This is a genomic window from Ruegeria sp. AD5 (genome assembly GCF_056542345.1).
Window position 1 is genome coordinate 371,041 of sequence record NZ_JBQFZR010000001.1, and the last position, 18,161, is coordinate 389,201.

Genomic DNA, 18,161 nt, shown 5'->3' on the forward strand with positions numbered 1-18,161 from the left:
TTGGCCCCTCATACCTGTCTCAACGGGTTGAGAAAAGCAGCAATTCCTTCAGGCCGCCTTGAAGCGCGCCGTTGCAGGGTCGGCATTGTAGAATGGCACGAATTCCTCTGTCCGGCGCGACAGGTCATTAACGCTGTCGATGATGAACTGAACGGTTTCTTCACTCATGAGGTACGAGAAATTCAGTCGCACCCAACCGGGCTTCTTCATTTCTTCACCCGCCGACAACGAGGCATGCAACTCATCCGATGTGGCACGATCAATGCCCAGCAAACGATGCGCATATGGCCCGGCACAGGCACAGCCGCCACGCGCCTGTATGCCATAGATATCGCTGAGCATTCGGGTAAACAGCTGCTGGTGCACCGGTTGCCCACTCCGATCACGCACAAGGAACGAGAAGATCGGTAAACGATGCGTATTCTCAGTGCCAAGCAGTGTCAGGTGGGGGTTGTCGGACCATCCATCCAACGCCATGCGGTTATACAGCGCCTCTCGCCGCGCAATCTCGTCCGTTCCTACGGCGTCTTTCACGATGAAGGCTAAAGCTGCACGAATGTCTCCGATAACATTGGGTGTACCCGCCTCTTCCCGCGTCGCCAGATCTGCGCTGTAGTCGTGCCGCCATGGCGAAACAAAACTGACGGTCCCACCGCCGGGCCAACTCGGACACGTCCGCTTCACAGCGCATTGGTTGACGACCAAAACACCCGACGCCCCCGGCCCGCCCGGAAACTTATGCGGAGAGACAACGATCGCGTCCTTGCGCGCATCTTCCGGCCCAATGTCCATCGGCAGATATGGACCACCACCCGCATAGTCCCATACCGCAAGCGCACCATGCTCTTTCAGCATCCGTGTCACTGGATCAGGGTCGGTGATGATGCCGGTGACGTTTGACGCCGCTGAGAATGACCCAATCACAAGATCGGAATCCGCGTGTTCGATCAGCGCCGCCTTAAGCGCCTGCATGTCGGGACCACCATCAACGGCTTCAGGAATCTCGATCACCCGCGCCTTGCTTTCACGCCACGGCAGAATGTTCGAATGATGCTCATACGGACCGATCAAAACGACCGGCTGATTAGCCTCTTGCACTCCCAGCAGACTAACCAGCCGGTTGAGACCCGCTGTAGCGCCAGACCCGGTAAAGATCACCGCGTCCTCTTCCTTGGCGCCAACTATGCGGGCGATCTTGGCCCGCGCCTCGCGGCGCAAACGGGTTATATAGGAACCGCAATAGGAGGCTTCGGTGTGGCTGTTGGCATAGAACGGCAACACATGCTCAGCCACGAAATTTTCGACCTGTCGCAACGCGCGACCCGAGGCAACGTAGTCCGCATACACAAGCGGCACGTCCCCATGCAGACCCGGGATGAGTACCCCCTCACCGATCAGCCCATCACGCAGAGTATTTCCGTGAGCAGCAGATTGAATTTCTGCGCGAAAGTTGGACAAGGTCATAACACAGGCTCCATATTGCTAACTCCAATATGATTGATCCATCCTGTGGAAACCTCACAATTTTATGCTTTATATGTCCGAGTTTCGTGTCATATGAGTTTATATGGAGAAAAAATTAGATCAAATTGACACGCGTCTTCTGAAGGAACTGCAAAAAGACGCAACACTTTCCCAGCGAGAATTGGCAGATAGGGTCGGCCTGTCCCAAAATGCCTGCTGGCGAAGAATAAAGGCCTTGAACGACACAGGTGTCCTGCAAGGTTCTACGGCGCGCATCGCGCGCGAAAAGCTTGGGCTGAATCTGGTGGTTTTCGTCATGCTACGCACGCGCCACCACTCTGCCCAATGGTTGCAGGCCTTTCGCAGTCATGTCCTGACCATTCCTGAAGTGGTCGATTTCCATCGCATTGGCGGCGACTATGACTATCAACTCAAGGTCGTTACAGAAGATATGGCCTCTTACGACAAAGTCTATCAACGCCTCATCGATAAGATCGAACTGGACAGCGTCACCTCCTATTTCGCAATGGAGGCCATTGCCGAAAGTCGCCCGCTTCCTATCTGATCCGCCTCTTCATCTGGCCAAATATATCTCGGGGGAGTCGCGCAGCGACTGGGGCAGAGCCCCATCGAAACAAAAAAGACCGCGCTGAAAGCGCGGCCCTTAAACTCAACAGGTCGGCGAAGATTAGTTCTTCGCGTAGAATTCGACGACCAGGTTCGGTTCCATCATAACCGGGTAAGGCACATCGCTCAGGCCCGGTGCACGCACGAAAGTCGCGGTCATTTTCGAGTGGTCGGCGTCGATGTAGTCAGGCACATCACGCTCGGCCAAGCCGACAGCTTCCAGGACAACGGCCAACTGCTTGGACTTGTCACGCACTTCGATAACGTCGCCTTCTTTGACGCGGTAGGACGGGATGTTGACCCGCTTGCCGTTCACTTTAACGTGGCCGTGGTTCACGAACTGACGTGCGGCGAACACGGTCGGAACAAACTTGGCGCGGTAAACAACGGCGTCCAGACGGCGCTCCAGCAGACCGATCAGGTTTTCACCGGTGTCGCCTTTGACACGCTCAGCTTCTGCATAGATGCGGCGGAACTGCTTCTCGGTCAGGTCGCCGTAGTAGCCTTTCAGCTTCTGCTTGGCACGCAGCTGCAGACCGAAGTCAGACAGTTTGCCCTTGCGGCGCTGGCCGTGCTGGCCGGGGCCGTATTCACGACGGTTAACCGGGGATTTCGGACGACCCCAGATGTTTTCGCCCATCCGGCGGTCGATTTTGTACTTGGCAGACGTGCGTTTGGTCACGGCTGATCTCCTTCTTTAGATTGAGGCCCCGATGGGCCACTATGAAGGGCGTTGTCCTCTTGAGGTTTCCCCCATGACAGGCATCCCCTCGCGGGGGCCACCAACACCAATGAAGCCGCGCTTATATCCCTGCTTCGGCCAGAGTCAACACGCCACAGCAAGCAAAGGGTAGGATTTCTGCTTAGAGTTGGAATCTTTCTGAGAAGTATCCGTTATTCAGCGGCCCAACCGGCAGTATTTGATAGACTTACCGGCACTGAACTTGCATTTGCACGAGCCGCCGGGAACACGACAACCTTGTCGTCATAACCGCTGTCAATCTCAACAGGTTCAATATGCGAAACTGCCGAACTGACCCAGAAATCTTGATCAGGCTCAGGGTATCCATCCTCAAACACAAGCACCAGAGACGCTTCGTTCAACTCACGCACCAGCTCGGCAACGAAAGTCTGAGCGCCGTTTGACAACTCGATCTTGGCACTTTCGTTGATCTCGCCGGGGTTGGTGAAACTGGCTCTGGCCGCCAATATAGATCCAAGACCGGTGGAGTCTGCGTGCAGCGCAACTTGGTCAGCACTTGCGGCGAGTTGGACCCCTCGCCCCCTCCAGGACCAAGAGCTACCAACGCGCAAGTGGGCCAAAGGCGCCGCCTCAAGCCCGTCAACTTCCGTCTGTGTCCAAAATATTGCTATCCGACCGTTACAACCGGTTCTCATCTGTCCGCCCGCACTTTTACTCATCCCACAAGTAACTGTGCTTGTGTATCAACGAAAAAATGGGCGGAAAAGAGACCGAAATGTAGCAATCACGAAAATGTTGCTAAAGAACAGCCTCATATTGATACTTATCGTCGAATGTTGGTGAACGTCTGGCGCACTGCGCTAGACTCTAGGCTCATTGAATTTCGGAGCCTGAAAATCTCTGCGGGTGCGATGGCTGATGGGAACACTTTCGGCCATATTTCGTAGCGGGTTTCTACTCGGCTCCATTCCTTCAAGCGACCGAATATGATCTTGATGCGGTTTCGGCGCTTGAACCTGTGTTTGTCTTTTCGGACAGGCTTCTCGCGTGACTTTCTGCCGGGCATGCATAGGCGTGTCCCTTTGTATTTCATAACCTTTCGGAACTAGTCAGAATCGTAACCCCGATCAGCAATCATCCAATCGGCGGCTGGTAGGCTGCTCAGAAGTGCCCTGGCACCCGTGTAGTCACTGATCTGATCGACAGTTATGAAAGACCGGACTGGGTGACCAGAAGCATCGGTGACGGCATGCAACTTGGTGTTCATTCCGCCTTTGGCACGCCCAATCAGGCACCAGCGCCCCTTTTTTCAACCGTAGGCTTAAAGCCATACGATGTGCCTTCAGATACTTGCGCAGGTCCACTCGAACGCATGGCGATCACCTGCTCACTTTTATCATGATCGCCCTGTGATCGGAATGGTCCGAAGCCAGCCCTTCCATGATCCGTGCAAACACGCCGTTGTCGCTCTAACGTTTTCAGCAGTTGTAGAGCGTCTTGGGTGGGCCTTACTCTCTCGGAGCATCGGACCAGCCCCGTATCGGACTAGCCGACCTTGAACTCGCTTTTCAATCGCTGCTACCGAAATTCACCTTAAACGCATGACAATTCCGTTTGCGGTTGTTGCAAAAAAAATTGGCGATCAAGCTGCCTCGTAATGGTTGAACACTTCCGTGGTGCCATCCTTACCGATCAGGAAAACCGAATAGGCTTCCCGCTCACTCTCCGGCCCCATACCAGGTGAGCCATAGGGCATACCTGGCACTGTCAGCCCGACCGCATCAGGGCGTTCGGCCAACAAGCGCCGGATGTCCGCCGGGGGCACATGACCTTCTATGACATAGCCCTCGAGCAAGCCCGTGTGACAGGACGCCATCTCTTCTGGAATACCCTTGTTAGCTTTGTATTCGGACAAAGTCTCCCAGGAGGCATTCTGCACTTCCATCTCGAATCCTTCGCGTTGCATAATATCAATCCACGCGCCACAACACCCGCATGCGGGGTCCTTGAGAACCTGCACCAGCGGTTTGGTCGTTGCAAATGTAGGTGAAGCCAGGGCGATGCCGGAGGCGCTGAGGCCAGCCAGGAAAAGGCGTCGGTCAAGTTTCGTGGTGGTCATGTCATTTCCTTTCCGGGTTTACGCCTGCGCTGTGATATTCGGTCTTGTGACCGAAATCGCAGGCAAGTGCTATGATTTGTGTCAAGCACGCGATCATGACCAGCCCTGTTTCTGTTCGCTTTCGGTGCATAGCGCACGCATGTCGCAACCGCTTGGATACGATGAGCGCCAAGGCAAATACTGATAGTTTAGCCTCTCTTCCACACATAATAATCTCCTTACGACCGCAGTGCATGCTCGAACAGAAACAATTTGAAAACCCGCACTTTCGGGACTTTGGGTGTTAGGATACTTGTGGAGGAAGATTGGGCGTCAGAGGCGCTTGAGAATTATGGTTATCCGTGTCCATGTTACGGTTTCTCTGGCCATAAGCTTCCACCAAAACCGCAAGTCCTAATTGGGTCGGGTTTTCACCAACGCAACAGGTTCCGGTGTGGCATGCCCCGCCACAACTCACGCAGTCGTCCACGCAATCTTGATCGGTGGTAGAATGCGAACGGCGATTGTTGTGTTTGAATTCAGATGCTTTTGACGCGATCGAAACGCCATACTGTCTGTGGCTGTCTGCGATCTCAAAGTCGTTGTTTGCAAAAGCAACAGAGCCGATGATTGTCACCGTAAGACAGACGCACACTAAAAGCGTTTCTCTTAAAACAGGGATCAACTCATTCACCGTACTGCGGACGTAGTGTGATCGTGGCAACGTGCTGACCCGAAGCCAACAAAACTACAATTGATAGTGCGGCGCGCACTAGAGAAGAGCGGATTGCCACGTCTGAAGAAAAAGATTGCCAAACTTGGAGGCAGATCAAACAACAAGGTTAACTACGCTTGGCCCAAGTTTTTTAGAATTGGACAGTCTGGGCGGTGGTCGCCAGCGCATTCTTCGATCAGATGAGACAGTGTTTCATGCATCGCCTTCAGATCGGCAATCTTATCGTCGATCTCTTTCAGATTCTGTTTTGCAATTTCTTTCACGTCCGCGCTGGCACGTTCTTTGTCCTCGTACAACGCCAGTAGTGAACGACAATCCTCAATGGTAAAGCCCAATGAGCGGGCTCGCCCGATGAAAGCCAGCTTGTGCAGTTCCTTTTCGTCGAAATGGCGATACCCATTGAGGCTCCGCTTGGGTTTGATGAACCCGATATCCTCGTAATAGCGGATGGTTTTGGCAGGCAGACCCGAACGTTCTGCTACATCTCCGATATTCACAGCGGTTCTCCTATACTATCCAGCATGCACTGAACGCAGCGTTTGCTCGGTGTTCTGCGAGATCTGTTCTCGCCCAACTTTGATCGGCTTTACCCAGCGCAACCGCAGCGCATTGGTCAGGACAAATACGCTGGACAGCGCCATGGCACCTGCGGCCAAAACCGGCGACAGCAGCGGGCCGCCAAACGGATAAAGCACCCCTGCCGCAACCGGTATGAGCAGTGTGTTGTAGCCGAACGCCCAGAACAGGTTTTGGCGGATGTTATGCATGGTGCGCTGACTAATATCGAAGGCATTGACCACGCCCGTCAGGTCGCCTGACATCAGAACGACGTCAGCCGCTTCGATGGCAATGTCAGTGCCTGTCCCGATCGCAATTCCTACCTCAGCTGCCGCCAAAGCAGGCGCATCATTGATGCCATCACCCACAAAGGCCAGTTTTCCGCCATTTGAACGCAAATCCTGTAGCGCGGATACTTTACCCTCGGGCAGAACTTCAGCCACGACATGATCGATGCCAAGCTGCGCCGCAATGGATTTGGCAGTAGCGGCATTGTCACCGGTGATCATCGCTACTTTCAGGCCCTGCCCGTGCAGAGCTTCGATTGCGTCCGGCGTGGTGGTTTTGATTGGGTCCGCCACAGCGATTACGGCCGCGATAGCCCCGTCTACGGCAGCATAAAGTGGAGTCTTTCCGTTGATTGCGAGTTCAGCGCCCCGATCAGACAACGCGCCCATTTCTACCCCTTCGCGACTCATCAGGCGGTCGGCCCCGATCAGGATTTTATGGCCTTCGACTGAGGCGCTTACCCCGTAACCGGTGATCGACGTGAAGTCTTCTGGCTTGGAAAGCTCCAGACCACGGGTTTCTGCCGCGCGCACGATGGCTGTGGCGATTGGATGTTCGGAAGTGACCTCAACGGCAGCAACAAGGTGCAGAACCTCGTCTTCGGTCATTCCTTCGGCCACAATCAGGTCGGTCAGCTCCGGACGCCCTTCGGTCAGGGTGCCCGTCTTGTCCACCGCAACAACGGTGGTTTCCTGCAGCATTTGCAAGGCATCGCCCTTTCGGAACAGGACGCCCATCTCGGCAGCGCGGCCAGTGCCGACCATGATGGAAGTAGGTGTGGCCAACCCCATGGCGCAGGGGCAAGCAATGATCAGTACCGCAACCCCGGCCACCAACGCCAGGCTAAGCGCGGGATCGGGTCCGAACAACATCCATACCAGCACTGTTACAACGGCCACTGCGATCACTGCCGGCACAAACCACAGCGTGATGCGGTCGACCAGGCCTTGAATCGGAAGCTTGGCACCCTGTGCTTGTTCGACCATCTGAATGATCTGGGCCAACATAGTGTCTGCGCCGATCTTTTCAGCACGGTACGTCAATGCACCAGCGCCATTTACGGTCCCCCCGACCACAGTTGCGCCCTCGGTTTTTTCGACGGGAACCGGCTCTCCGGTGATCATGCTTTCATCGACATATGACGCGCCGGTCATTACGGCACCATCCACCGCGATTTTTTCGCCCGGTCGAACGTGCACAATATCCCCTACAACGATCTGCTCAATCGGTAGCTCGACAACCGATCCGTCGCGCTCAACTCGTGCTGTTTTTGCCTGCAGACCGACCAGTTTTCGGATCGCTTCACCCGTTCGGCCCTTGGCGCGCGCCTCGAGGAACCGCCCAAGCAATATAAGAACCACGATTACCGCTGCGGCCTCGTAGTAGACATTTGCGGTTCCGGCAGGAAGAATATGCGGCGCAAAGGTCGAGATAAGCGAGAACCCATAGGCCGCCGAAGTGCCCAGAGCCACCAGAGAATTCATGTCCGGCGCGCCTTTGACCAAGGAAGGGAATCCCTTGGTGTAGAACTGCAAGCCTGGCCCAAAAAGAACGATCGTGGTCAGAAGGAATTGCAGGTAATAGCTGTTCTGGATGCCGATGGTGCTCGCTATCAGGTGGTGCATGCCCGGAATAACATGCGAGCCCATTTCGAGAATGAATACCGGCAAAGCGAGCAAAGCGGCGAAGCTTGTTCGCCGCGCCAGATGGCTGATCTCTGCCGCTTTGCGGTCTTGTGGTTCGGTCTGCGTTGCGGATCGCAGGCTCGCCGGATAGCCGGCAGATGCCGCAAGCGCCGCGATTGCTTCGGGTGTTGTGACTCCCTCAGCAAAACGCACAGTTGCACTTTCAGTGGCCAGATTGACCGACGCGGACAAGACGCCGCCATCGGCTTCCAGGGCTCGTTCAACGCGCCCTACACAGGATGCGCAGGACATGTTCTGAATATCCAGCGTGACCTCTGCCGTCCGCGCCGGATATCCGGCGCGGTTTAACGCATCAGCAATGGCCGCTTTATCGGCTGGATCGCGGAAATCGACCTGAACGCTTTCGCTGGCGAGATTAACCGAAGCGGAATCTACCCCTGGCACAGCTTTCAGCGCGCGCTCGACGCGCCCAACGCAGGAAGCACAGCTCATACCCTGAACCTGGAACCGCGCATGTGAATTTTCAGTCATATTGTCACCACGTATGTTCTGCTGACGGGCAACATAAGGGTTCCAGCAAGTGGAAGGTCAAGGGATGAGGCTGACTTTCTTTCTCATCATCCATGACGACGCTAAGTATCCCGGATATGAGCTGCGGGCACCGCAAGTCAGTTATAGACAAAGCCATTGACACAGTAAGTTCCTCCGCAAAGTTGGACTTTGACATGAAAAACCGCAGGGTACGTGTCTTAAGCACCAATCAACTTGATCATATCCTTGCAGCTCAGAGTCCGAGGGATACGAAGCCACGTTCGCAACAGAAGTTTAGGAGCGCAAATGCTGTCGTCCCTTAGTTCTATCTTGCGTCTCTGACTGCCTCGATTAGCCGGGTCATTTCATCTTCGGCGATCAGACCCGGGGCAAGCGCATCTCCAATCACAAACGAAGGGGTGCCACTGAAGCCAAGCTGCCGGGCCAATTCCATGGACACCTGAATATGCGCGTCGACTTCCGGCGCCTCCATGTCTGCGCGCAATTGATCCTCGTCCAGGCCAAGTTCCCGAACAACTTTCAGGACACTGGCCTCAGTGGCACGACCGTTCAGAGCCATAAGCGCCCAATGAAATTCTTCATATTTTCCCTGATTACGTGAGGCAAGCGCGGCGCGTGCCGCGAAGTCGGAACCTTCTCCGAGTATGGGCCATTCTCGGTAAACAACTCGGACATCGGAATCGCCTGCGATTACGTTTTTCACGACCGGGGCCGCGCGTTTGCAATATGGGCAGTTATAGTCAAAAAACTCGACTACGGTTACATCACCTTCCGGGTTTCCGATGACAGGCGCATTCGGATCCTGTTCCAGCAATTCACGCTGATTTTCCAAGACGTTTCCAATGGCTTCGGCTTTTGCCTGATCTTCGCGCTGTTGAAGCAATTGAATCGCCTGCATGATGATTTCGGGGTTTTCCATAATGGCTTCCAGAGCCAGCCGTTTTACATCGGAGTCAGACAATTCGTCAGCACTCGCCATAGCAGCACCAATCGACATAGTGATGGCAATTAAGCCTGCAAAAAATCGTTTCACGTCAGTTTCCTTCCGTTTGTTCTGCCTCGGTGCGCTGCTCTTGCAGCTTGCGTTCCCGATCCGGCCAACTCTCCTTGATGAAGGCGAGGATGTCCCAGATTTCCTGATCCGACAGAGTGTACTCGAAACCTGGCATACCGCTTTTGACGTCAGTGACACCCATCTGCTTCAAAGTTTGGTCCCCACCAAGTTTTGTATAATCGAACAACAGCTTGTCGCCGTGATGCCAGGTGTGCCCTGTTCGGTCATGCGGGGGAGCTCGCAAGACGCCATCTGGATCAGGTGTCTGCCAATCTGGTTGACCCTCCAGACTTGCCCTGTGGCATGACGCGCAGTTTTCGGCGTACAAAACTGCACCACGTGCCGAATCCGCTGATGCACCGTTTTGTGCGCGCCCGCTCAGGCCCCAGCCAGCGACCGCGACAATGATCACCACAGCAGCTAGTGACACCCATTTCGCCGCGCTCTTATTCATCACGCCACGCTCAGCCAGGTCTTCATTCCAGCGGCCTGATGCGACAGCATGTGGCAATGAAACAGCCAGTCCCCCGGGATATCCGCAACGAACGCAATCTCCCGCGTTTCCATCCGGTCAACCAGTATTGTGTCTCGCAGCGGTCCCAGGCTCCCGTTCGGCAGAACTTCCTGAAAGTGCGTCCCGTGCAAGTGCATGGCGTGCGCAAAGACAGTGTCGTTCTGCATCTGAATACGGACTATGTCGCCACGCGAAACAGAAGCGAGCGGGTCTTCGGGTAACCCTGCGACTCCGTTGAATGTCCAGATCTGTCCTTCCTGAACCAACTCATTAGCGCTCATGACTTGGCCGTTGTAAGTACCTTGACGCAGTCCGCCCATCGCCCCGCCTTCCATCACCAATGGAACCTTTAAGGCGTCAGAAACATCTTCAAGAAAAGAAACAGGGTTGGGTGGCAGAGCTTCGATCTCACCGCGGCTGGCAGATGTACCGCTTCCCGAAACCGGGATCTCAGCGATAACAAATGATTCATCGCGTTCGTGAAGAGTTATTTGAACGGCTTCGTTCGATTCCGCTGTGACGTCGACAATCAAATCTGCTCGCTGCGCAGGTCCGAAAACAAGTGTTTCGAAATCTTCTGGCTGCCTTACAGGCATGCCATCATAAGCGACCAGTTTCCCGTTTGCGCCACCTACTGACACATACATGATCCGATCAGTTGCCACGTTGACCATTCGAATTCGCAATCGCTGGTTCGTCAAAACTTCGGTCATTGGCGATATGCGCGCGTGAACGTAGTTTCCCATGCGACCTGCATGGGTCCAATCATGCATTGCACCAAATTCATCTACTATTTGAGCGTCCTTACCCAACCGCCAATCATCCAGAAGGATCGTGATGTCATGGTCCGTGTCTGGCGGGTCCGTTTCGTCGACGATGAACGCGCCTTAAAGGCCCTTGGCCACTTGTTCCGTTGACTGGTTGTGAGAGTGATACCAGAAGGTCCCCGCGTCCTTCAGAGGCAAGTCATACTGAAATTTGCCGCCGATTGGTACAGCCTCCTGCGTAAGGCCCGGCACCCCGTCCATATTGTTCGGAACCCGCAATCCGTGCCAATGGATTGCTGTAGGCTGAGGTAGCGAGTTCAGGAGTGTCCGGCGAACCGTTTCGCCTTGCCGGGCTCGAATTTCAGGGCCCGGAACACCGCCATCATATCCCCATATCTCGGTCTCCGGATAGTTGTCGGGGGCAACACGCGCCAATCCTGAGCGCGCCTCGATTATTCGGGGGGCGGTAGCCGCCTTCCCGATAGTCGGCACCGCGAACAATGCCGACGTGCCCGCAACGAATTGCCTGCGATTGAGCTTCATTAGGACTTCCTTCCAAAGAATACTTGATCTCGCACTGGATTATCCCTCGTCGTGTACATCCAGCAGATAGGTCGCCATTGCCTTCCGATCTTCGTCTGTCAGAAAGCTGGTGCCATAGTTTACGACCTCTCCCATGGCGCCGCCGAAGACATCGCCATCAGGCATGACGCCGGTGCGCAACGCGTAGGCCAGATCATCAACTGTCCACCCACGCATTTGCAGGGTCTCAAAGTCGATGGCCGGTGCCTTGTCACCGCCCGGCAGAGAGTCACTTCCCTTGAAGTGTTCCGTGTCCGAATTTCTTGCGCCAGCCAGGTTCCTCCCGGTGTGACAGGCGGCACAATGCGTGGCACCTTCAACGAGTAACCGGCCCCGGTTCCATACATCATCATTGCCCGGCACGGGATCGGTCCGCGGCGGTTCCAAAAATGCCGCCCGCCACAGCTTCAGGCCCCATCTCTGATTGAAGGGGAACACCATTTCCTGCTCTTTTGACGGTTCCGCAACTGGCGGAACCGTTTGCCAGGCGGCCCAAAGATCGGCGATGTCCTGATCCGTGAAGTTGGCATAGAACGGATAAGGAAAGGCCGGGTAGTAGGGTTGTCCGTCGGGCGACACACCCTGACGTACTGCGCGGGCAAATTCCTCGATGGTCCAATCACCGATCCCGTGATCGGGATCTGTGGTCAGGTTCGGCGAAAAGAGCGTGCCGAACGGGGTATCCAACTCCACCCCACCGGCCAAGGGCTCACCTCCTTTGGCAAAGTCTGTGTGGCAGGCGATACAGCCGCTTGCCCTTGCCAGATACGCCCCGCGGTTAACGTCACCTTGAATGTCGAGAGCTTGTAAGGGCTGGCCAATCGGCCAAGCCATCACAGCAACAAACCCTGCTGACGCCGTAACGGCGGCAGCAAGACTCAACCGTATTATCGGCTTCATGATGCATTCCTATTCCGACCGAAATCGCGTGTGACACGCCGAGCATGTCTGGCTCAGCATCATGAACACACCATCTGCCGGCATTTCAGACAGCTGTGCTAAGTTTGGACTGCCAGCCATCATCCCGCTGCCCATCATGGAACCACCTCCCATCATGGAACCACCTCCCATCATGGATTTGCCGCCCATCATGCCGGAACCATGACCCGATCCGGACGCCATCAGCCCGTTGTCTGCCGAAAGCGCAAGGCCTTCTGAGTAGATTTCCAACTGTCTGGCTATTTCTGTAAAGGAACCCCAATCCTGCCAGATTTGCGATTTGGCCTCCGAGGGTTTGCCATCAGATCCCTCTGGAAACAGCTTTGTCATGCTTTCACCGGCGTGGCTTCCGATTTTCTTGGCTTCGCTTCGTACCGTTTGCGCATTGTAGGGCGTTTTCCCCTGCATCATCGGTGTAAGGACCTTCATGCTGTCCTTCATCGCGGACATGCCGTCCATGCGTTCTTTGACGATGCCGGTTGCGCCACCATGCGCCAGGGCGGCCGCCGCAAATAGTGAAACCAGGGCCACGCTTGTAGTCATTTTTAGGATGTTCATTTCTTTGTCCTTTTCGTCTGCTTCGACGCGCCCATCTTGGGCGCAATTCGACTCGTCAGATCAGGACACGCGGCGGTGGTGGGTCAAACGCGATAATACTAAGAACCCGGTATTGAGCTCGCGGGATCGAGTATCTTCGTTCCGTGCCTTGGGGACCAGGCGGTGTTGGACCCATCAAAAATAGTCCAACAGCGTTGCAGATCGCTCCGCCATGACAATGCCCGGGATGACCCTGCTTGACATGTTCGACGTCCGCAGAGTCGGTTTGGTCAATCACATGCTGTGAATCACCGCCATGTGCATGAGCAGAATCGGCCGTTACAAATAACCCGCCAATGGCCAGCGCAATTGACAGGATGAAGTAACGAATTGCGGTGCCCACTCGACTCGTCACCTTCAGAAAATCCCGTTTTCCTGCTGCAACTCTCTTATATACGCTACGATGCCTTTCACATCCGCGCGGGTCAAGCCATCGACCGGCGGCATGTTACCGAACTTCCAATGGTGTGCCCGAACACCATTCTGGACGGCCACGTAAAATGTCTCGTCCGAATGGTGGCCAGGTTCATAGATTTTATGCACCAAAGGTGGTGCAAGGCCCTCCAGACCTGTTGCATTCCCGCCATGGCACGCCGAGCATTTTGCGTCGAATGCCACTTTTCCGACGGCCGCAAATTCGCTTAGCTGGTCCGGTAGATTGACGTTTTGGATTGGGTCTCCTGACGCCAGCGTCGACGTATCAGGTGTCGTCATCGAATGGCCAGCTGGTTGCTGATTTAGATTGTAGACGATTGCGACGGCACCTGCGATCGCCACACCGCCTATCATGAGTGTAAGTTTATCCATCTCACTATTTCACGTCGTTGTCAGTTACCGAGCTTAAGCGCCTGTCCAGAAAAGCCGACTTGACCATGGTCAGATCAATTTTACCTGCGTGCCCACGGTGGCCAGTTCGAACAAGTCCGCGATCTGCTCATTGTACAAGCCGATGCAGCCATTGGAGGATCTTCTTCCGATCTTGCGTGTGTCGTTGGTGCCGTGGATCCGGTAGTATTGCCAGCTCAAATAAAGTGCATGTGTCCCCAGAGGATTCTCCGGACCCGGGCCCACATAGTCGGGCCAAGCGGGGTTGCGCTTTTTCATTGCTGGTGTCGGTCGCCAAGATGGCCCCTCAACCTTGCGAGTTACTGTGGTGTAGCCCAGCCTTGTAAGGTCTTCCGTCAGCGGCACGCTGGTTGGATACATCCGATAGACGCTCTCGTCTTCTGACCAATATTGCAGGACCTTGGACTGTGTATCGGACAGGATCACACCATTCTTAAGCGTATCAAAGTGATCCTGCCATTTAGCAACGCGGAATGAAGAAACATTGCGGCGCGTCCCCTCGGTTGTCATCGATTGGGCCCAAACGGCCGGTGCTGGAAAAAGAGTTGTCGCAGCAAACGCGGCAATCACTCCGCGTCGCGTAACAGCCTTTCTATCCCTGTTCGGTTTCATGCCTGCCATCCCAAGCGTGTATTCTTGCTTTACGACTCATTTGGGCTGTATGCCCGGTTCCCGCGCTGGAAGGTCAACAAACAACAGGTTTTGCGTAAGGGATATTTCATCTGGAATGCCGCCGCCGTGGGCACATGGGGCGGTTTCAAAGGTGGCTTCAGATCGTCAAGCCATTGTGAAAATCCAACTTTTCTTAGACATAATGCCAGTTCGCTTTCAGAAAGAGCTTTGTTTTCTGCACCGATCAAACACAATAAAAGCAACGTTAACAATCGCTTAGATTCTGGTGAATTGATTTGATCAGCTGCCGGTGCGAAGGTATCAGATACTAAGAATGACAATCATGCTGGTCGAAGCATGATTCTTGTAGGAACTTGGGGACAGCAACCGCTGGGTAAGTTCGGATCGAAATTCGCGCCGCATGAACTACGCACAATCAGAGTCTCCACTTCGTTGGCAAGTGGTTGATCGAAATGCGCAAATAACGCTTCCATTGCTTCGTCAGTGGTCCTACCGGGCGCTACGCAAAGGATTTAGTAGATAGGCTCCATGTGCTCATATTCGTCTGAAGTTAGTGTGAGTGGCTCTCGGGCAAACGCAAAACAGGGGGAAAAAGCTGCGTTGACTATATGTTTAGCAATTTTCATCATCCGCTCTTAGATATTTAATCTGACTTTCTAAACACTCTGAAAATGAGATTAGGAAATGTCCGAAGCATTAAACGGACACCAAAGCGGCCAAATCTTTCCGCTCGTCCGGGCATCTCGCGCTGATCTCCGCGCCTATCGCCGCCGACAAAGCCCAACGATACTCGCGGGCGAAGCTCGCCAAGAAGTTAAAGTGTCATCCGTTATTTATTACCAGGATTGAGATCGGCCAAAGGCGCATAGATGTGCCGGAACTTGTTATACTATCGCGCACACTTAGCATTTCCCCGGAGCAGTTCTTAAAATTTGTCGCAGACGCAACGCCACTCGACGAACGAATTTAAAGTGCTGCTCTATTAAAGGTTCATGGTTTGAACCTGCACCTGACGCTTGAAGAACTGCGAAGTACTCCAAAGCAAATGTTTGGAACAAATGCCATGCATTAAGTCGCACAGAGAAGCCGAAGCACCTCGCCGGAGGTGCTTCGGTCGACAAGGCCAGTAAATTTCCTGCAGACAAGAAACGTAAAAAAAACTAGCGCTTCTTAGGTTCCGTCAGCAGGTCGGCAGATCGCAGTTAGAGGTCATTTGGTGACAATAATGGCCGTGTCGCCTGAAGCACCACAACATCAATTCCTCTTCCGCCAAATCAGCCACATTTAGAATGACCGCAGCTGCGGCAGGTCATGCAGCCTTCGATCATCACCATGTCGAACTGACCACAGGATGGGCAAGCCTTGCCACGCGGGGCGTCCATGTTGACCACCTGCGCCTGAGGGTCGGATTTCAGGCCCATGCCTTCGCCCTCAAGGAAGCCGATATTGACCATGTGTTGCTCGATCACGCCGCCAATCGCGGCCAGAATGGACGGAATGTATTTGCCTTTGACCCAGGCCCCGCCGCGCGGGTCGAACACAGCTTTCAGTTCCTCGACCACAAAGGACACATCGCCACCGCGTCGGAACACGGCCGATATCATCCGCGTCAAAGCCAGCGTCCAAGCATAATGCTCCATATTCTTCGAGTTTATGAACACCTCGAAGGGGCGACGGCGTCCGCCAATGACGATATCGTTGATTGTCAGATAAATTGCGTGCTCGCTGTCCGGCCATTTCAGCTTGTAAGTCGACCCTTCAAGCGATTGTGGGCGATCAAGCGGTTCGGACATATAAACGACCTCGCCCCCGTCAACCTCATGCGGGGCATCCGCGCTTTCACCCGGCGCTTTGTCGTCGCTTTCCGATACGCTCAGAACCGAGCCGGTCACATCGTTTGGCCTATAGGTCGTGCAGCCTTTGCATCCCTGATCCCAGGCCTGCATATAGACGTCTTTGAAGGCGTCAAAGCTGATATCTTCGGGACAGTTGATCGTCTTCGATATCGAACTATCGATCCACTTTTGCGCCGCCGCCTGCATTTTTACGTGATGGGACGGGCTTAGTGTTTGCGCATTCACGAAATACTCGGGCAATTCGGCGTCGCCAAACTTGTCGCGCCACATCTGCACCGCATAGTCCACAACCTCTTCTTCGGTGCGCGAACCGTCCTTTTGCAGCACCTTGCGCGTGTAGGCATAGGCAAAAACCGGCTCGATCCCCGAAGACACGTTGCCCGCATACAGCGAAATCGTACCCGTCGGCGCGATCGAGGTCAGTAGCGCGTTGCGGATGCCGTGTTCGCGGATTGCGTCGCGCACATCGTCATCCATCTGTTGCATGGTGCCGCTGGCCAGATATTTCTCGGCGTCAAACAGTGGGAAAGCGCCCTTTTCCCTCGCCAAATCGACCGACGCCAGATACGCGGCGCGCGCGATTGCGTGCAACCAGCGCTCGGTCTGACGCGCCGCCTCGTCCGAACCGTAGCGCAGACCCAACATCAACAGCGCATCGGCCAGACCAGTCACGCCCAGCCCGATGCGGCGCTTGTCTTGCGCCTCGGCTTCTTGTTCGGCCAGCGGGAATTTCGACGCGTCCACCACGTTGTCCATCATGCGAACGGCGGTGGCCACTAGCTCTTTCAAGGCCTCCTCGTCCAGATGCGCGGCATCCTCGAACGGCTCGGCAACCAACCGTGCCAGATTGATCGAACCCAGCAGACAGGCACCATAAGGCGGTAGAGGTTGTTCTCCGCACGGGTTGGTTGCCGAGATCGTCTCGACGTAATTCAGGTTGTTCGCCTGGTTGATCCGGTCGATAAAGATCACGCCCGGCTCGGCATAATCATAGGTGGCCTGCATGATCTTGTTCCAAAGATCCCGCGCCTGAACGGTGTGATAGACCTTTCCGTCAAATACCAGATCCCACGGTCCATCGGCCTTGACGGCCTCCATGAATGGATCGGTGACCAGAACCGACATGTTGAACATGCGCAAACGCGCGGGGTCGGATTTCGCGGTGATGAACTGTTCGATATCCGGATGGTCGCAGCGCATGGTCGCCATCATCGCACCACGACGCGAGCCTGCAGACATGATCGTGCGGCACATGGCGTCCCAGACGTCCATAAAGCTTAGCGGGCCCGAGGCATCCGCTGCGACCCCTTTCACATCGGCGCCGCGCGGACGGATGGTTGAGAAATCGTAACCGATCCCCCCGCCCTGCTGCATGGTCAGCGCGGCCTCTTTCAGCATGTCGAAGATACCGCCCATGCTGTCGGGGATCGTCCCCATCACAAAGCAGTTGAACAGGGTTACCTGTCGCGCGGTGCCCGCCCCGGCGGTGATGCGGCCAGCAGGAAGGTATTTGAAATCCTCTAGCGCCTCATAGAATTTTTCTTCCCAATGCGCCGGGTCTTCTTCCACACGCGCCAGATCACGAGCTATGCGCCGCCAGCTGTCTTCGACTGTCTGATCGATGGGCGTACCATCCGCCTGTTTAAAGCGGTATTTCATATCCCAGATCTGCTCGGCGATGGGGGCGGCAAAGCGGCTCAT

At 54.9% G+C, this 18,161-nt stretch carries 19 protein-coding genes and 1 pseudogene; 3 read left to right on the plus strand and 17 right to left on the minus strand.

Translation table 11 applies throughout. The annotated features are described in order from the left end of the window. Positions 1 to 48 precede the first annotated feature (48 nt). Entirely contained in the window at positions 49 to 1,464 is a 1,416-nt protein-coding gene (locus ACR0JG_RS01850; protein ID WP_480567374.1) for an aminotransferase class V-fold PLP-dependent enzyme, read from the minus strand. A 103-nt stretch (positions 1,465 to 1,567) separates the two neighbouring features. Between ACR0JG_RS01850 and ACR0JG_RS01855 the strand changes: the two genes are divergently transcribed. Beyond that, a complete protein-coding gene (locus ACR0JG_RS01855) occupies positions 1,568 to 2,029 on the plus strand; it encodes an Lrp/AsnC family transcriptional regulator (protein ID WP_170401903.1) in 462 nt (153 codons plus the stop codon). Positions 2,030 to 2,152: 123 nt separating this feature from the next. On the opposite strand, the gene rpsD is transcribed toward ACR0JG_RS01855, so the two are convergent. The 15 genes and pseudogenes from rpsD to ACR0JG_RS01930 all read right to left on the minus strand — a co-directional run bounded on the left by rpsD (position 2,153) and on the right by ACR0JG_RS01930 (position 14,592). Continuing rightward, on the minus strand, positions 2,153 to 2,773 hold the full coding sequence (gene rpsD, locus ACR0JG_RS01860; protein WP_170392466.1) for a 30S ribosomal protein S4: 621 nt from the start codon (positions 2,771 to 2,773) through the stop codon (positions 2,153 to 2,155). Positions 2,774 to 2,985: 212 nt separating this feature from the next. After that, complete coding sequence (locus ACR0JG_RS01865; RefSeq protein ID WP_480567375.1) at positions 2,986 to 3,300, minus strand: hypothetical protein; 315 nt, start codon at positions 3,298 to 3,300, stop codon at positions 2,986 to 2,988. A 317-nt stretch (positions 3,301 to 3,617) separates the two neighbouring features. Next, positions 3,618 to 4,326: pseudogene (locus tag ACR0JG_RS01870) on the minus strand (IS5 family transposase); the annotation flags it as partial. Between the two features lie 110 nt (positions 4,327 to 4,436). After that, the gene (locus tag ACR0JG_RS01875) at positions 4,437 to 4,913 is read right to left on the minus strand and encodes a DUF411 domain-containing protein (RefSeq protein ID WP_170405730.1); all 477 of its coding nucleotides are present in this window, start codon (positions 4,911 to 4,913) and stop codon (positions 4,437 to 4,439) included. Positions 4,914 to 5,196: 283 nt separating this feature from the next. Beyond that, positions 5,197 to 5,586, minus strand: coding sequence for a hypothetical protein (locus ACR0JG_RS01880; protein WP_480567377.1), 390 nt, complete (start codon positions 5,584 to 5,586; stop codon positions 5,197 to 5,199). A 152-nt stretch (positions 5,587 to 5,738) separates the two neighbouring features. Continuing rightward, entirely contained in the window at positions 5,739 to 6,125 is a 387-nt protein-coding gene (cueR, locus tag ACR0JG_RS01885) for a Cu(I)-responsive transcriptional regulator (protein WP_170405727.1), read from the minus strand. A gap of 15 nt (positions 6,126 to 6,140) precedes the next feature. Then, positions 6,141 to 8,651, minus strand: a complete 2,511-nt coding sequence (locus tag ACR0JG_RS01890; protein WP_480567378.1) for a heavy metal translocating P-type ATPase — start codon at positions 8,649 to 8,651, stop codon at positions 6,141 to 6,143. Between the two features lie 325 nt (positions 8,652 to 8,976). Beyond that, a complete protein-coding gene (locus ACR0JG_RS01895) occupies positions 8,977 to 9,705 on the minus strand; it encodes a DsbA family protein (RefSeq protein WP_480436160.1) in 729 nt (242 codons plus the stop codon). A gap of 1 nt (position 9,706) precedes the next feature. After that, complete coding sequence (locus ACR0JG_RS01900) at positions 9,707 to 10,180, minus strand: c-type cytochrome (RefSeq protein ID WP_480567379.1); 474 nt, start codon at positions 10,178 to 10,180, stop codon at positions 9,707 to 9,709. Continuing rightward, the gene (locus ACR0JG_RS01905; protein WP_480567380.1) at positions 10,180 to 10,986 is read right to left on the minus strand and encodes a multicopper oxidase domain-containing protein; all 807 of its coding nucleotides are present in this window, start codon (positions 10,984 to 10,986) and stop codon (positions 10,180 to 10,182) included. Before ACR0JG_RS01905 ends, ACR0JG_RS01900 begins: the two co-directional genes overlap by 1 nt. Positions 10,987 to 11,127: 141 nt before the next feature. Beyond that, positions 11,128 to 11,550 carry a multicopper oxidase domain-containing protein gene (locus ACR0JG_RS01910; protein ID WP_480567381.1) on the minus strand — a complete coding sequence of 141 codons (423 nt, stop codon included), beginning with the start codon at positions 11,548 to 11,550 and terminating at the stop codon, positions 11,128 to 11,130. Between the two features lie 39 nt (positions 11,551 to 11,589). Beyond that, a complete protein-coding gene (locus tag ACR0JG_RS01915) occupies positions 11,590 to 12,489 on the minus strand; it encodes a c-type cytochrome (protein ID WP_480567382.1) in 900 nt (299 codons plus the stop codon). A 9-nt stretch (positions 12,490 to 12,498) separates the two neighbouring features. Then, on the minus strand, positions 12,499 to 13,086 hold the full coding sequence (locus ACR0JG_RS01920) for a c-type cytochrome (protein ID WP_480567384.1): 588 nt from the start codon (positions 13,084 to 13,086) through the stop codon (positions 12,499 to 12,501). Positions 13,087 to 13,482: 396 nt separating this feature from the next. Continuing rightward, a complete protein-coding gene (locus tag ACR0JG_RS01925; RefSeq protein WP_480567385.1) occupies positions 13,483 to 13,932 on the minus strand; it encodes a c-type cytochrome in 450 nt (149 codons plus the stop codon). 69 nt (positions 13,933 to 14,001) lie between these two features. Further along, positions 14,002 to 14,592: a L,D-transpeptidase gene (locus ACR0JG_RS01930; RefSeq protein WP_170625179.1), complete on the minus strand. Its 591-nt coding sequence runs from the start codon at positions 14,590 to 14,592 to the stop codon at positions 14,002 to 14,004. A gap of 15 nt (positions 14,593 to 14,607) precedes the next feature. On the opposite strand from ACR0JG_RS01930, the gene ACR0JG_RS01935 reads away from it, so the two are divergent. Further along, entirely contained in the window at positions 14,608 to 14,883 is a 276-nt protein-coding gene (locus ACR0JG_RS01935; protein WP_170625178.1) for a hypothetical protein, read from the plus strand. 484 nt (positions 14,884 to 15,367) lie between these two features. Then, positions 15,368 to 15,574, plus strand: a complete 207-nt coding sequence (locus ACR0JG_RS01940) for a helix-turn-helix domain-containing protein (RefSeq protein ID WP_480568998.1) — start codon at positions 15,368 to 15,370, stop codon at positions 15,572 to 15,574. Between the two features lie 304 nt (positions 15,575 to 15,878). Here ACR0JG_RS01940 and ACR0JG_RS01945 read toward each other — a convergent pair whose 3' ends face one another. Further along, on the minus strand, positions 15,879 to 18,161 hold the full coding sequence (locus ACR0JG_RS01945) for an adenosylcobalamin-dependent ribonucleoside-diphosphate reductase (RefSeq protein ID WP_480567387.1): 2,283 nt from the start codon (positions 18,159 to 18,161) through the stop codon (positions 15,879 to 15,881).